At 72.2% G+C, this 14,264-nt stretch carries 12 protein-coding genes; 2 read left to right on the forward strand and 10 right to left on the reverse strand.

What is annotated here, in order from left to right; all coding sequences use genetic code 11:
* Positions 1-28 precede the first annotated feature (28 nt).
* The 5 genes from JYK04_RS08455 to JYK04_RS08475 all read right to left on the reverse strand — a co-directional run bounded on the left by JYK04_RS08455 (position 29) and on the right by JYK04_RS08475 (position 7,231).
* Positions 29-1,015 carry an ABC transporter substrate-binding protein gene (locus JYK04_RS08455; RefSeq protein WP_189734507.1) on the reverse strand — a complete coding sequence of 329 codons (987 nt, stop codon included), beginning with the start codon at positions 1,013-1,015 and terminating at the stop codon, positions 29-31.
* Between the two features lies 1 nt (position 1,016).
* Positions 1,017-3,014, reverse strand: coding sequence for an ABC transporter permease subunit (locus tag JYK04_RS08460; RefSeq protein ID WP_189734509.1), 1,998 nt, complete (start codon positions 3,012-3,014; stop codon positions 1,017-1,019).
* A gap of 61 nt (positions 3,015-3,075) precedes the next feature.
* The gene (locus JYK04_RS08465) at positions 3,076-4,200 is read right to left on the reverse strand and encodes a quaternary amine ABC transporter ATP-binding protein (protein ID WP_229875049.1); all 1,125 of its coding nucleotides are present in this window, start codon (positions 4,198-4,200) and stop codon (positions 3,076-3,078) included.
* Entirely contained in the window at positions 4,197-5,723 is a 1,527-nt protein-coding gene (locus JYK04_RS08470) for a GMC family oxidoreductase (protein WP_189734511.1), read from the reverse strand. Before JYK04_RS08470 ends, JYK04_RS08465 begins: the two co-directional genes overlap by 4 nt.
* 2 nt (positions 5,724-5,725) lie before the next feature.
* Positions 5,726-7,231, reverse strand: coding sequence for an aldehyde dehydrogenase family protein (locus JYK04_RS08475; RefSeq protein WP_189734513.1), 1,506 nt, complete (start codon positions 7,229-7,231; stop codon positions 5,726-5,728).
* Positions 7,232-7,723: 492 nt separating this feature from the next.
* Between JYK04_RS08475 and JYK04_RS08480 the strand changes: the two genes are divergently transcribed.
* Positions 7,724-9,202: a class III lanthionine synthetase LanKC N-terminal domain-containing protein gene (locus tag JYK04_RS08480; protein WP_444545757.1), complete on the forward strand. Its 1,479-nt coding sequence runs from the start codon at positions 7,724-7,726 to the stop codon at positions 9,200-9,202.
* Between the two features lie 4 nt (positions 9,203-9,206).
* Positions 9,207-10,388, forward strand: a complete 1,182-nt coding sequence (locus JYK04_RS08485; protein ID WP_189734517.1) for a lanthionine synthetase C family protein — start codon at positions 9,207-9,209, stop codon at positions 10,386-10,388.
* Positions 10,389-10,440: 52 nt separating this feature from the next.
* Here the strand turns inward: JYK04_RS08485 and JYK04_RS08490 are convergent, their stop codons facing one another.
* From JYK04_RS08490 to JYK04_RS08510, 5 genes are all read right to left on the reverse strand, one after another.
* A complete protein-coding gene (locus JYK04_RS08490) occupies positions 10,441-10,905 on the reverse strand; it encodes a hypothetical protein (RefSeq protein ID WP_229875050.1) in 465 nt (154 codons plus the stop codon).
* Positions 10,906-10,909: 4 nt separating this feature from the next.
* Positions 10,910-12,271, reverse strand: a complete 1,362-nt coding sequence (locus JYK04_RS08495; RefSeq protein WP_189734519.1) for a hypothetical protein — start codon at positions 12,269-12,271, stop codon at positions 10,910-10,912.
* Complete coding sequence (locus JYK04_RS08500) at positions 12,271-12,702, reverse strand: hypothetical protein (protein WP_189734521.1); 432 nt, start codon at positions 12,700-12,702, stop codon at positions 12,271-12,273. The genes JYK04_RS08495 and JYK04_RS08500 overlap by 1 nt, the downstream gene beginning before the upstream one ends.
* A gap of 76 nt (positions 12,703-12,778) precedes the next feature.
* Positions 12,779-13,813, reverse strand: a complete 1,035-nt coding sequence (locus JYK04_RS08505; protein ID WP_189734786.1) for a DUF6745 domain-containing protein — start codon at positions 13,811-13,813, stop codon at positions 12,779-12,781.
* A gap of 34 nt (positions 13,814-13,847) precedes the next feature.
* Entirely contained in the window at positions 13,848-14,174 is a 327-nt protein-coding gene (locus JYK04_RS08510) for a hypothetical protein (protein ID WP_189734523.1), read from the reverse strand.
* Between the last annotated feature and the right edge of the window lie 90 nt (positions 14,175-14,264).

Below are 14,264 nucleotides of genomic sequence, written 5' to 3' on the forward strand. Positions count from 1 at the left end.
TCCCCGAGCGGGGCGCGGGCGACCCGCGTCAGGACGGGAGCCAGGCGCGCCAGGTGGCTTCGTTCTGTTTCGCCCAGCGGGCCGCCGCTTCCCGGGGTGTCAGCTTCTCCTCGGCGATCATCAGGGCGACGTCGTTCTGCATCTCGGTCGTCCACCGGAACTTCTTCAGGAAGGCGGCGGCGTCGCCTCCGCCGGACGCGAAGCGGGCGTTGAGGAACTTCTGCAGCGGCGTGTGCGGGTAGGCGCAGGCCACCTTCCGCGGGTCGGCGTCGCAGCCCTCCTCGTAGGCGGGCAGCTCCACCTCCGTCATCGGGACCTTCTCGAACAGCCACTGGGGCTTGTACCAGTAGCTGAGGAACGGCTTCTTCTCCTTGGCGAACTGCCTGATCTGCGTGATCTGGGCCGCCTCCGATCCGGCGAAAACGACCTGGTAGTCGAGGTCCAGGTTCTTCACGAGTGCCTTGTCGTTCGTCACGTAGGACGGGGAGCCGTCCAGCAGCTGGCCCTTGCCGCCGCTCTCCGCGGTGCGGAACTCGGCGGCGTACTTGTCGAGGTTCTTCCAGTCGGTGACGTCCGGGTGTTCCTCGGCGAAGTACGTCGGGACGAACCAGCCGATGTGGCCGGTCACTCCGAGGTCGCCGCCCCGTTCGATCGTCGCCTTGTCGTCGATGTACCGCTTCTCCTGCTCGGGGTGGCCCCAGTCCTCCAGGATGGCGTCCACCCGGCCCTGGCTGAGCGCGTCCCAGGCGGGTACCTCGTCGATCTGGACGGTGTCCACCCGGTAGCCGAGCTCGTGCTCCAGCAGGTACTGGGCGACGGCGACGTTGGCCTGCGCGCCCACCCACGACTGCACGGACAGCGTCACCGTGCGGGAGCCCTTCGCGTCGGCGTACGGGGAGGCCTGGCGGGTCATGTCGGCGGCGCCGCAGCCCGTGAGGGCCGTCAGGGCGAGGGCGGCGGCCGCCGCGAGCGCGGCGGAGCCAGTGTTGCGTGCGGTGCGTGTGGTGCGAGCCATCTCAGGCCCCCTTTCCGGTGGGGTCGCGGCGGCCGGTCGGCTGGGTGACGCGGTCGAGCATCAGGCCGAGGCAGACGATCGCCGCGCCGGCGACCAGACCGGTCGCGAGGTCGCCCTGGGCGAGACCGAAGACCGCGTCGTAGCCGAGCGCCCCGCCGCCCACGAGGCCGCCGATGACGACCACGGCGAGGACCAGCACCACGCCCTGGTTGACGGCCAGCAGCAACGCGGGCCGCGCCAGCGGCAGTTGGACCTGGAGCAGTTGCTGCCACCCGGTCGCGCCCATCGAGCGCGCGGACTCCAGCGCGGCCGGGTCCACCGCGCGCACGCCCTGGGCCGTGATCCGCACCACCGCGGGCAGCGCGTAGACCACGGCGGCCGCGGCGGCCGGGGCGCGGCCGACACCGAAGAGGGCGACGACGGGGATCAGGTACACGAACTGCGGCATCGTCTGGAAGACGTCGAGCACCGGACGCAGGGCCCGCCCCAGGCGGGTGCTGCGGGCCGCGGCGACACCGAGGGCGAAGCCGGTCAGCAGGGTCACGGTGACGGCGGCCAGGACCTGGGACAGCGTGTCGAGCGCCGGGTCCCAGACGCCGAGGACGCCGATCGCGGCCATCGCCAGGACGGCGGTCGCGGCGGTGCGCCAGGTGCCGATGAGCAGGGCGAGCACGCCGACGGTCAGCAGCACCGTCCACCAGGGCAGCCACTGCAGTCCGTCGCGCAGGGGGCCCAGGACCCATGTGGTGAAGTGCCCCGCCCAGTCCGCGGTGCCGCCGACGAGGGGCACGCCGGAGTAGAGGTGGGCGGTCATCCAGTCGACCGTTCCGTTGACGGGCCCGGCGATGTCCACGGTCCACGCGTCGGGCCAGGAGAGCAGGTCGAGCAGGCGGGCTCCGACGGCGACGGCGGCGGTGACCAGGGCCGCAAGGGCCCAGCGGAGCCCGGACCGGTCGGCCGGGGCCTCGCCGATCCGCTCGCCCGCCGCGGCGGTGACCCGGTCCAGGGTGATGGCGAGCAGCACGATCGGCACACCGGCGGCGAGCGCGGCGCCGACGTCGACGGAGGCCAGTGCCTGGTAGACGCGGTCACCGAGACCGCCCGCGCCGATGACGGACGCGATCACGGCCATCCCCAGCGCCATCATGATCGACTGGTTGACACCGAGCAGCAGCTCCTTGCGGGCCAGCGGCAGCCGGGCCGTCAGCAGCAGCTGCCTGCCGGTGGCGCCGAGGGAGGTGGCGGCCTCCACGACCCCGGCGTCCGCGTCGCGCAGCCCGAGCGCGGTGAGGCGGGCCATGGGCGGGGCCGCGTAGACGACGGTCGCGAGGACGGCGGCGGGCACGCCGATGCCGAAGACGAGGACGACGGGCAGGAGGTACGCGAAGGCCGGCAGCACCTGCATGGTGTCCAGCACGGGCCGCAGGATCCGGTGCATGCGGTCCGACAGGCCGGCGGCCAGCCCGAGGAGGCCGCCGAGCAGCACGGACGCGGCGACGGCGACCACCATCAGGGCGAGCGTCTGCATGGCGGGCACCCACATGCCGAGCAGTCCGCACACGGAGAAGGCGGCGAGGGAGGTCAGCGCGAGCCGGACTCCCGCCGCCCGCCAGGCGAGCAGAGCGGCGGCGGCGGTGACGCCGGCCCAGCCGAGCGCGAGCAGCACCAGGTACACGGCACGGACGGACAGCACCACGATGTTGCTGACGTGCCCGAAGAAGTAGAGGAAGAGCGGGTGGCCGTCGCGGTTGTCGATGATCCAGTCACTGGTGCGCTCGAGCGGTCCCGACAGGTCGACGGAGAGCGGCGCCGGCCAGTTCCCGGCGCCCAGGAGTACCCAGCCGGCGACGAGCGCGAGCACCGCGCAGACGCCGATGAGCCGACCGCGGTGGCGCGCGAGCGAGCGCAGCGCACCGGGTCCGTCGTCGGTGGGGGGCGTGGTCGTGGTCGGAGCCGTGGTCTTGGAGCCCGGCGGGGCGGGGGTGGCCGTGGCGGTCATCGGTCCCACCGCCCGGCACCGGTCGTGCCGCACGGCGGCGGCCAGGTCGTATGGCCGTACATCAGGCCACCGCCTTTCCCGTCCCGGCCGGTATCCCGGCGACGACACCGAGGAGTCCCGCGCGGTCGACGACGCCGAGGCACCTGCCGTCCTCGACGACCCGCGCGTTCTCGCCGGTACGGGCGACGGCCTCGATGGCCTCGTGGACGGTGGCGCTCGGGACGAGTGCCGGACCGGCCTGGGACTCGCCGATGAGTGCGGGGCGCATCGCCGAGCGGACGGTCAGCACCTGCTCGCGCGGCACGTCGCGGACGAAGTCCCTGACGTAGTCGTCGGCGGGGGCGCCGACGATCTCCTCCGGCGTGCCGAGCTGCACGATCCGGCCGTCGCGCATCAGCGCGATGCGGTCGCCCAGCTTCAGTGCCTCGTTCAGGTCGTGCGTGATGAAGACCATCGTGCGTCCCTCCTCCTGGTGCAGGCGTACGACCTCCTCCTGCATGTCCCGGCGGATGAGCGGGTCCAGCGCGCTGAACGGCTCGTCGAACAGCAGGACCTCGGGATCCACGGCGAGTGCGCGGGCCAGGCCCACGCGCTGCTGCTGGCCGCCGGACAACTGGCCCGGCCTGCGGTGCTCCAGGCCGTCCAGGCCGACCTTGGTGACGAACTCGGCCGCCCGGTCGCGCCGTTCGCCGCGCCCCACGCCCTGGATCTCCAGCCCGTAGGCGATGTTGTCGAGCACCGTCCGGTGCGGGAGCAGCCCGAAGTGCTGGAAGACCATGGCCGCCCGGTGCCGGCGCAGCTCGCGCAGCCGGCCGGTGTCCATGGACAGCACGTCCTCGCCGTCGATGGAGATCGTGCCCGAGGTCGGTTCGACGAGCCGGGTGAGGCAGCGTACGAGCGTGGACTTGCCCGAGCCCGACAGGCCCATGACGACGAAGACCTCGCCCTTGCGGACGTCGAAGGAGACGTCGCGGACGGCGGCGGTGCAGCCGGTGCGCTCGCGCAGCTCGGCGGCGCCGAGGGCCCCGAGCTCCTTGTCGGCGGGCACGCGGTCCGCTTTCGGACCGAAGACCTTCCACAGGCCGCGTACGGAGAAGACGGGTTCCGGTTCCGCGGAGGGCTGCGGCCCGGTCGCGGTGTCCGGCGTCGTGGTGTGCGGCGGGGTGGTGTGCGGCGGGGTGTTCATCGGGTGGTACCTCCCAGCAGGTCGGCGCATTTCTCGCCGACCATGAGCACGCCGATCATGGGGTTGACGGCGGTCATGGTGGGGAAGACGGACGCGTCGGCTATCCGGATGCCGTCGAGGCCCCGGATCCTCAGATCGGGTGCGACGACGGCGAGTTCGTCGTCGGCGGCCCCCATCCGGCAGGTGCCGGCGGGATGGTAGACGGTGTGGGCGACCTGGCGTGCGTACGCGCCGAGTTCCTCGTCGGAGGTCACCTCGGGGCCCGGGCACACCTCGCGCTTGAGCCAGCCGGCCAGCGGTTCGCTCGCCGCGATCCGCCGGGCGATGCGGATCCCGTCGACGAGGGTCCAGCCGTCGTAGTCGTCCTCGTCGGTGAAGTACCGGAAGTCGAGGGCGGGCTTGGCCTCGGGGTCGGCGCTCGTCAGGTAGAGCCGGCCGCGGCTGCGCGGCTTGGGGATGTTCGGGGTCATCGACACGCCGTGCGCGGGCCGTTCGTACCCCAGGCGCTCCGGATGGTCGGTGAAGGGGATCTGGTAGAAGTGGAACATCAGGTCCGGGCCCTCGGCCTCGGGGTCCCGGCGGACGAACAGTCCGGCGTCGGAGTCCATCGCGGAGTTCTCCGGGATCGGCCCGTGCGTCTCCCACACGATGACCGACTCGGGGTGGTCGAGCAGGTTCTCCCCGACTCCCGGCAGGTCGTGCACGACGGGGATGCCGAGCTTCTCCAGGTCGGCGCGCGGCCCGATTCCGGAGTGCAGCAGCAGGCGCGGGGTGTCCACGGCCCCGGCGCACACCAGGACCTCGCGCCGGGCGCGTACGACGTGCTCCGTGCCCTCCTTGGTGCGGATGTGCACGCCGGTGGCGCGGGTGCCCTCCAGCTCCAGCCGGAACGCCCAGGTCTCCAGGGCGATGTGCAGGTTCGGCCGGTCCAGGAACGGGTGCAGGTACGCGACGGAGGCGGAGGAGCGCTTGTTGGTCTCCGGGTGGTAGGCGAGGTCGAAGAAGCCGGCGCCCTCGTGGAAGGGGGCCTTGTTGAAGCCCTCGACGCGCGGCACGCCGAGCGCGGTCTGCGCCGCGTCGACGAAGTCCCGGGCGATGGCGTTCCGGTCGGCCTCGCCGACGGGGACGACGTTGTTGCGCAGCCGGGCGAAGTAGGGGTCCATGGCCTTCGCGTCCCAGCCGTCGGCGCCGGCCTCGGCCCACTCGTCCCAGTCGGAGGGAAGGGGCTTGAAGGCGATGAGGGTGTTGTGGGAGGAACAGCCGCCCAGCACCCGCGCACGGCTGTGGCGGATGTGCGAGTTGCCCCGGGGCTGCACGGTGGTGGGGTAGTCGTAGTCGAGCTCACCGCCGAGCAGGCCCATCCAGCGGCGCAGGGTGAGCACGTCGTCGCGGCCGACGTCGCTGGGGCCGCCCTCGATGACGGCGACGCTGACGTCGGGGTCCTCGGTCAGCCGGGACGCGATGACGGATCCGGCGGTGCCGCCGCCGACGACGACGTAGTCGTACATGTGCTGGTCGTTCATGTTCAGCCCTTCGCCGTCGCACCCGCGAACCAGCGCACGGGGCGCGGGGCGAGGTTCTGGTAGATGTGCTTGGCCTCGCGGTATTCGGCGAGACCGCCGGGGCCCAGTTCGCGGCCGATGCCGGACTTCCCGAAGCCGCCCCATTCCGCCTGCGGCAGGTAGGGGTGGAAGTCGTTGATCCAGACGGTGCCGTGCCGCAGCAGGCCGGCGACGCGCCGGGCCCGGCTTTCGTCGGAGGTCCACACCGCTCCGGCGAGGCCGTACTCGGTGTCGTTGGCGAGGGCGACGGCCTCTTCCTCCGTGCGGAAGGTCTCCACGGTGAGGACGGGGCCGAAGACCTCTTCGCGGACGACGCGCATGCCGCGGTGGCACCGGTCGAGGACCGTGGGCCGGAAGAAGTAGCCGGGGCCGGCCGGCCTCCCGCCGCCCGCGCGCAGGACCGCGCCCTCGGCGAGGGCGGAGGCCACGTACGCCTCGGTCCGTGCCAGCTGGGCCGCGGAGACGAGTGGGCCGCACTCGACACCCGCGTCGGTGCCCCGTCCCAGCCGGATCAGTTCGGCGCGGCGGGAGAGCTCGGCGACGAAACGGTCGCGCAGCGGCTCCTCGATGATGAGGCGGGAGCCGGCGGAGCAGACCTGACCGCTGTGGATGAAGGCGGCGTTGAGCGCCTGGTCGACGGCGGTGTCGAAGTCTTCGGGCGTGGAACAGGCGTCGGCGAAGACGACGTTGGGGTTCTTTCCGCCCAGTTCGAGTGCGACCTTCTTGACGCTGTCGGCTGCCGACCGGGCGACCTTGGTGCCGCTGACGAGACCGCCCGTGAACGAGACGAGGTCGACATCGGGGTGCTCGGCGAGCCGGGCGCCGACGGTGTCGCCGGGACCGGTGACGACGTTGGCCGCACCGAGCGGAAGGCCGGCCTCCAGGAGCAGTTCAATCAGCACGACGGTGGTCAGGGGGGTGATCTCGCTGGGCTTGATCACGAAGGTGTTGCCAGCGGCGAGCGCGGGCGCGATCTTCCAGCTGGCCTGGAGCAGCGGGTAGTTCCACGGCGTGATCAGTGCGCACACGCCGACCGGCTCGTGCACGACGACGCTGCGGATCTCGTCCGAGCCGGCGTCGACGGCCCGTCCACCGCCGTTCTCGTTCTCCACGAGGTCGGCGAAGTAGCGGAAGGCGTCGCGGACGCAGTCGACGTCGACGCGGCCTTCCTCCAGCGTCTTGCCCGCGTCCCGGCTCTCCAGGGCGCCGATCCGCTCGCGGTCGCGCTCCAGCAGTGCGGCGACCCGGCGCAGCAGGGCGGCCCGCTCGGCGGCGGGCGTGCGCGGCCAGGCGCCGAAGTCGAACGCAGCTCGCGCCGCGGCCACGGCGTCCTCGGTGTCCAGGACACCGCCCTCCGCCACGACCTCGAAGGGGGTGGCGTCGACGGGGTCGATGATCTCGCGCGTGGCCCCGGACAGGGCTGCGCGCCACTCTCCGCCCACGTGGATGGTCTGCTGTGCTGCCGTCACGGTACGTATTGCCTTTCGTTCCTGTGAGTCCCCCTGTCGGTGAGACCGACGTGGTCCGCCCGCCTGCCCCGACTCCCGAAACCCATGCGCAATGCATTGCGGAGAGTGTTCTGCTTCACTCACGAAAGAGCCACAAATCTGGACATACAACACGACTCTCGGGTCTGAGGCAGAAGCACCGCAGTGGCTCAGGTCGGTGGACGTTGCGGACTCACCCGATCGGAGTACGTCACCCGTGGGGCGGCGGGGCGGGAGTTTGCGCAGGTCGGGTTCGTCAGGAGCGGCGCGCGGAGGGGGTCGGGCGGATCCACCCGCAGGCAGCGCACCGGGGACGCCGTTTATCTGGCAGCACGCCTTCCGTCGAACTGGAGGAGGAACCCATGGCCAGGCAAGGCAGGACGAAAGCCGCCTCGCCCGGAGCGGTGAGGGCGAGGGCGAACCTGGAACTCCCGCCGGGCCATCACCCCGCAGTACCGCGACGCCCTGCAGCGGCTGCTGCCGGACACCTGGGCCCTGGAACGCGGTGACGTGTGGCTGCACGCCCGGATCGTGGCGGGTGCGGCGGGCGGCTCCCGGCGGACGGCCCTGCCGCCCACCCAGGGCTTCAAGATCCACGTCTCCTCCGCCCCCGCGCACGCCGAGCGGCTGTTCGACCTCGTCGTCCCCGTGTGCGTGGAGAGCGGCGTCGAATTCAAGGCCGCCGCCGACCCGGTGATGTTGGGCGTGATCAACTCGAAGACCCAGGAGCGCGGCTTCTCCGGCAAGTTCATGACGGTCTATCCGCCCGACGAGGACGTCTTCGTCACGCTGATCGAGACCCTGCACCGGCGAACGGCCGGCGAGGCGGTCGAGGGCCCGTACGTCCTGTCGGACCGCCGCTACCGGGACAGCAAGGTCCTCTTCTACCGGTACGGGGGCTTCCGGCCACCGCGGCGGCTCAACATCGACGGCACCCAGAGCACCTTCCTGGTCTCCCCCGACGGCACCTACGTGGCCGACGAGCGGCTGCCGTACTTCCGGCTGCCCCCTTGGGTCCGCGACCCCTTCGCCGAGGAACCGGCGGAGGCCGCACCGCAGGACACGACGGAGGAACCGGCCGAGGATCCCGCGGCACGCCCCGCCGGGGAACCTGCCGCCACCCTCCTCAACGGCCGCTACCGCATCGAGGGCGCCCTGGCGTTCTCCAACGCCGGCGGTGTCTACCACGGCACGGACGACGCCACCCGGGGGCCCGTCGTCGTGAAGGAGGCCCGGCGCCTCACCAACTGCTGGACGTCCGGAGACCGCACGGTCGACTCGGTCGACATGCTGCGCCACGAGTACGACGTACTGCGCCGGCTGGAAGGCCTCGAATTCGTTCCGCGGCCCGTCGACCTGTTCCGGGAGTGGGAGCACACCTTCCTGGTCGAGGAGCGCGTGGACGGCATCGCGTTCCACGACTTCTGGGCACAGGACGACGTGATCCTCGCGCCGTACATCCGCCGGGAGGGGCGGGTGGAACGGTTCGTCCCCCGCTTCCGCGAGGTCGCCGGCCGCGTGATCCGCATGATCGAGCAGGTGCACGCGCGCGGGGTGGTCCTCGGCGACCTGTCGCCGAACAACATCCTGATCGACAGCGAGACGCTCCGGATGTGGTTCATCGACTTCGAGAGCGCGGTCCACGGGGACGACGAGGCGGCGCTGCTGGCCTACGGGACGCGCTGGGGCACCCCCGGGTTCCTCCACCCGGACCGCGCCTCCCGGGACAGGCTGCTTCCCTGTGACGACTGGTACGCCGCCGCCATGCTCCTCTACAGCAGCGTCGTGCCCGCCACCGCGTTCTTCGCCCTCAACCCCCTCGCGCAGGACCTCTTCCTCGACGAGCTCGTCGCCCTGGGCATGCCCGCCCGGGTGAGGTCCGTCGTGTCGTGCCTGACCGCAGGCCGGGTGGAAGAGGCGAAATCCGTGCTCGCCGGCTGGGAGGACGCGTGACGCCATGCGGCCCTTGACGAGCGACACCCTCGCGTCCGAAGGGGGCGCCCCGGCCCACCCGGACGCGGAGGTGCGGCGCACCCTCGGCGGTATCGCCGACACCCTGCTCCGCACCTACGACGTGCGGCGCACCGACCGCCTCTGGCCGGCCGACTACATGGTGTTCACGACGAACCCGCTCAGCGTGGCCTACGGCGCCTGCGGGCCGGCCCTGTTGCTCCGTTCCCGGGCGAGCGCCCACGAGCCCGCCGCCGCCCTGCCCGCCGAGGTGGCCTCCTGGATGCTGGGACAGCGCCTCGGCACGGACACCTATCCGCCCGGGCTGTACGTCGGGCTGGCCGGCATCGCCTGGGCCTTCCACGATCTCGGCTGGGAGGACCGGGGCGAGGAGGTGATGGCGATGCTCCAGGCGTCGCCGCTGCTGTACGACGAACCGGGCATGTTCCTCGGAGTCGCCGGGTGGGGACTGGCCTCCCTGCGCTTCCACACGAGGACCGGGAAGCAGGTCCACCTCGACCGCGCCGTGCAGGCGGGGGAACACCTGCTCAGGACCGCCCGTCAGGAGGGCGGCACCTGCTCCTGGCGGTCCTCCCACGACGACAGCCTCCACTACGGGTACGGCCACGGGGCGAGCGGTATCGCCCTCTTCCTCCTCCACCTGCACCTGCTGACCGGCGACGCCCGCTTCCGGTCGTACGCCGTGCGCGCCCTGGAGTTCGATCTGGCCCGTGCGACCGAGAGCGGTCTCGGCCTGCAGTGGCAGCGGGTCCAGGACGACCCCGTCGTGTACCCGTACTGGATCCACGGCGGCGCCGGCGTCGGCAGCGTGCTGATCCGGTTCCACGCCCTGCTCGGCATCGAGCGGTACGGCGAACTCGCCCGCCGGGTGGCGGACGACACCTTCGTCAAGTACTCCTACGCCCCCGGCCTCTTCGAGGGCCTGGCCGGAATCGGCGAGTTCATGCTGGACATGTACTCCTTCACCGGCGAGCGGGAGTACCGGGACAGGGCCCGCGACATCGCCGGAACCCTCCTGTGGTTCAGGGTCGAGGACGAGGACGGCATCGCCTTCCCCGGCCGCTGGCTCAACCGGGTCGCCCACGACTACGCGACCGGCTCGGCGGGCATCGGCCTGTTCCTCTCCCGGCTCCTGTCCCCGGGCGAGCGCCCCTTCGTCGACCTCTGACGGCCTTCCGTCCGGGGTCGCTCACCCGCCCGCCGCACCGTCAGGCCTCCCGCTACTTCTCCACGATCGGATCCAGCACCACGGAACCGGGCAGCGCCGCGGCCATGTCATGGGCGTAGACCCCGGGCTGCACCCAGAAGAACCAGTTCCCGGCGGCGACAAAAGTGTGCCGGTAGGCCCGGCGCCCTGTCGCGATCGAATCGCCGACCTCGTCCCGGCTGTACCGGGCCGTGCTCAGCACCTGGATGTAGTTGGAGACGGTCGTTCCGCGGTGCTGCACCTCACAAGTGGCGTCCGAGCCGAACTTGTTCTCGTTGCGCAAGGTCACCTTGCAGTCGAACCCGCCCTTCGCCAGCGCGGCAACCACGTCGTCGACCGACGCGTACTCGGGTCCGGTCGGCACCTCGCCCGGCATCGGTGTCAACGGCTTGGGCCCCCGGTCGCCCCCGACGAGACCGCATCCGGTCAGCGTCAGCAGCAGCCCCAGCAGGAGCGGCATGGACTTCCCTGTGCGCATGTGTTCAGTTGCTCCTCGGCGGCCTGGGTGCCGGTCCCGGGCTCGGGGAGGGGGTGCCCGGCTCCGCGGGACCGGTTCCCGTCCCGGTGTGCGGCCCTCCGCCCTCATGGTAGATCGGGTCGATGGAGACGTGGTGGCCGGCCGGGGTCTGCGATTCGAGCTGTCGCACGGCGGTGGCCCGCTGCTCGTCCGTCAGCGCGTACCAGGCCATCGCGTCGTCCAGGTGCGGCTCCACCTTGTCCCAGTTCCCTCCCCGGGTCTTGATGTCGCCGCCCCGGCTGCCCGACTCGTCGCCGTACTGCTCGTTCAGCTCCCGGACCTCCGGGGTGTCCGCCGCGTACAGGGTGAAGAGCTGCTTGTCGGTCCTCGCGCCGTACGGATTGTCCTGCAGGCCCTGGAGGTGGTAGGCGCTCATGCGGATGTTCTCGTCGGGATTCTCCTCTATGTACTTGGTGAGTTCCGCGTCACCGAGATCCCCGAGGAACGTCCCGTCGGAAAGGGTGAACGCCCGCTGGTTCTGCCTCATCACCTCGCGCGCGGTGTCCGGCTTCATGTGCGTGATGCCGAGGGACTTGTCGGGCTTGACGGACTGCTGCAACGTCCAGTCGAAGATCCGTCCCACCTGGGCCAGCGGGCCGGTCAGGCCGGGGCTGAAGTTCTGGTACCACTGCTGCTCCTGCCACAGGATGGCCAGCAGCAGCTTCCGGCTGATGCCCGTCTCGGCAGCCGCCCGGTTCACCGCGGCGAACTGCGCCGGGGAGACGTTGATCGGGTGCAGGCCGTCGGTACCGCCCGACAGGGCCAGGGCCACGGCGAGCGGGGAGCCGGGGGTCAGGGCCTCCTTGGCCAGCGCCGGGTCGGAGACGGCGGTCAGGCCCTCGATCGTGCGCAGGGCGCGCGCCGCGTCCACGTCGGCCTGGGTGGCCTTCCGCAGGGCGTCGCCGATGATCCCCTGTGCGTGGTTGACCGGTTCGAGGTGCTCGGTGCTGCCCGCGGGCACCATGACGGGGTGGGACAACTGGACCCGGCCGCTGTCGTCGACCTTCAGGTCGCGGGTACGGGCGTAGTCCAGGGCGCTGTTCAGGTCCCGCTGCGCGCCTGTGATCGCCTCGGCCAGGTCGTCGTAGACCTTGGCCATCGCGCGCAGGGCCAGCCCGGACGTCTCGTAGTCGTCGGCGTGCTTCACGAACCGCTCCGTGGCGGCGCGCCCGGCCTCGCCGGTCCAGCACCGGTCGACCGTCCGGGCGACGTCTTCACGCGCGTACGAGGCGAGGCCGTCGCACTGCTTCGCCACGGCCACCGCGTCGTCGGCCGCGGTACGCCACTTCTGCGGGTCGGCCTGCTTCAGTTCGGGTACGGAGACCATCAGGCGTCCTCCAATACGCCGCCGGCCGCGCGCAGCCGGTCGGCTATCGCCTGGTCCTCGGCGGTGATGCCGTTCGCTCCCGTGGTCAGGGCGTCGGCCGCGTCGTCGACGAGGTCCGCGAGCTCCCGCAGCCGGCGCTGCCAGCCGGCCACGCAGTCGTTGCTGGCCGGACCGGCCACCCATCCGGAGTGGCTCTTGCCGACGGCTTCGGCGTCGTCGAGCGTGGACTTGCCCCGGGCCTCGGCGTTCGCCGTACGGATGCCGGACGCCTTGGAGTGCACGGGACCCGCGGCGAGGCCGAGGTCCGGCTTGCCCGCGGACGGGGACGGACCGGGTTGGGGAGTCGGTGCGGACGACGGTCCGGCGGAGGCGAGGCGCATCGCCACCTCCCCCTTCTCCCGCGTCCACTCCTCTTCGAATTCGAACGTCATTTCCCTAGCCTCGCACACCCGGATTTCCGGCGACGAAAGCCTTTTTGACTGCACGTCACGTTCGGTGAGGTGCCGGTCACGTCTCCCGGAGCGGTGCGTACGCCTCGGGTCCGAGGCCGAACGTCCAGGCCACGCCCTGACGGGCCGTCCGCGTCGTCGGCGGTACCCGCAGCCAGTAGGTGCGGCTGGTGCCGTCGGGCTCCGGCGTCGAGTTGACGACCTCCACCATCACGACGGCCTCGTCGTCCGGCATGGGTATGCGCCACAGGATCCCCGTCTCGTCCCGGTGCACGGGGTCGGCCCCCGACTCCCGCAGATAGCGGTCGTACCCGTAGAACTCCAGCATCACCCGCCGGAGTTCGGCGTTCTCCTCTTCCCGGATCCGCTCCGGCGTCAGGGTGGCCAGTCCCGCCAGGAACTCGGCCGGGACGGGCATGCCCCGCCACGCGTGGAGCGCGAACCCGTCGGGGAACGCCAGCGCCGGACCGTCCCCGCGGTCCAGCCTGCCCGCCTCGTCGCGGTGCAGCTCCACCGGGCGCTCGCACAGCACGGCCAGCCGTTCGTAGGGCCACCACCAGCCGGCCGAGCGGGCCAGGACACCCAGTCCGTGCAGGGGCGCGCCCTCCCCCGTGTCGAAGGCACACAGCCAGGCCGCGTCGTGCTGCCCGAGCACCGCGTCCAGGAGCAGCAGGCGCAGCGACCGCTCCTCGGCCGCAGGGGCGGCGGCCCCGGCCGTCAACTCGTCGACGAGACCGATGCGGATCCGCTCCGCCAGGCGTTCCGTGTTCTCCCACAGGCGGCCGCCCGTCGCGCTCCAGTGCCGTCCCCAGCCCTGCGGGCCGAGCCGTCGCTGCACCCGGTCCCGCTCGGCCGCCCACGGCGCGCTGCGCACCGTCTCCCGTACGCCGCGCCCGCGCGCGGCCGGCCCGTACGGCCCGTCGTCCCCGCCGAGCAGGCGCACCGCCTCCCGGGGCGAGTCCGCCCAGACGATCCGCTCCGGCTCCACCAGGCCCGCGGCCCGGTACGCGAGCCGCACACCGGCCTCCGCGGCCGCCCGATCGGCCGGCCCGGTGGCCGCCGCGGCCCCCCGCCACACGTCGATGTCCCTCACCACGATCCCCGTTCCCCCACTGTCCGACACGCTGTCAGTCCGCCACGATCCGTACGGATCCGGGTATGTACTCCCGCTGCCGCACGACCCGGTACCAGCCCTTGGGCAGCGGTATCGCGGCGTGCTCCTCGTGCACCACCCGCCCGCCGTCCGGGAGGTGCAGCAGCAGCGGGCCGAAGGCTCCCGGTTCGCGGACGAGCCGCCCGGGCCCGAGCACGGCGTGGGCGTGCCCGGTGACCTCGCCCAGGGCGAGGACCATCCGGCCCCGCCCGTCCCGCGGCTCCTGGTCCGCGTCGGCCGCGTGCGGCGGCACCGCCGACTCGTCGAGCGGCACGATGAGCACGTCCCCCTGCCGGTACATGGGTGTCCCCTTCCCCCCGCGCCGCCCGGTGCGCCGCGTTCTCCTCCGAAGGTAGGGGGCAGGTCTGACAACGGCCTTCCCCCCGGCCCT

The sequence above is a fragment of the Streptomyces nojiriensis genome (genome assembly GCF_017639205.1).
GTDB lineage: Bacteria > Actinomycetota > Actinomycetes > Streptomycetales > Streptomycetaceae > Streptomyces > Streptomyces nojiriensis.

Bases quoted from the DNA above. Each gene is read 5' to 3' on its own strand.
- JYK04_RS08455 (WP_189734507.1), bottom strand. From the start codon at position 1,015: ATGGCTCGCACCACACGCACCGCACGCAACACTGGCTCCGCCGCGCTC.
- JYK04_RS08460 (WP_189734509.1), bottom strand. From the start codon at position 3,014: ATGACCGCCACGGCCACCCCCGCCCCGCCGGGCTCCAAGACCACGGCT.
- JYK04_RS08465 (WP_229875049.1), bottom strand. From the start codon at position 4,200: ATGAACACCCCGCCGCACACCACCCCGCCGCACACCACGACGCCGGAC.
- JYK04_RS08470 (WP_189734511.1), bottom strand. From the start codon at position 5,723: ATGAACGACCAGCACATGTACGACTACGTCGTCGTCGGCGGCGGCACC.
- JYK04_RS08485 (WP_189734517.1), top strand. From the start codon at position 9,207: ATGCGGCCCTTGACGAGCGACACCCTCGCGTCCGAAGGGGGCGCCCCG.
- JYK04_RS08490 (WP_229875050.1), bottom strand. From the start codon at position 10,905: ATGCGCACAGGGAAGTCCATGCCGCTCCTGCTGGGGCTGCTGCTGACG.
- JYK04_RS08495 (WP_189734519.1), bottom strand. From the start codon at position 12,271: ATGGTCTCCGTACCCGAACTGAAGCAGGCCGACCCGCAGAAGTGGCGT.
- JYK04_RS08500 (WP_189734521.1), bottom strand. From the start codon at position 12,702: ATGACGTTCGAATTCGAAGAGGAGTGGACGCGGGAGAAGGGGGAGGTG.
- JYK04_RS08510 (WP_189734523.1), bottom strand. From the start codon at position 14,174: ATGTACCGGCAGGGGGACGTGCTCATCGTGCCGCTCGACGAGTCGGCG.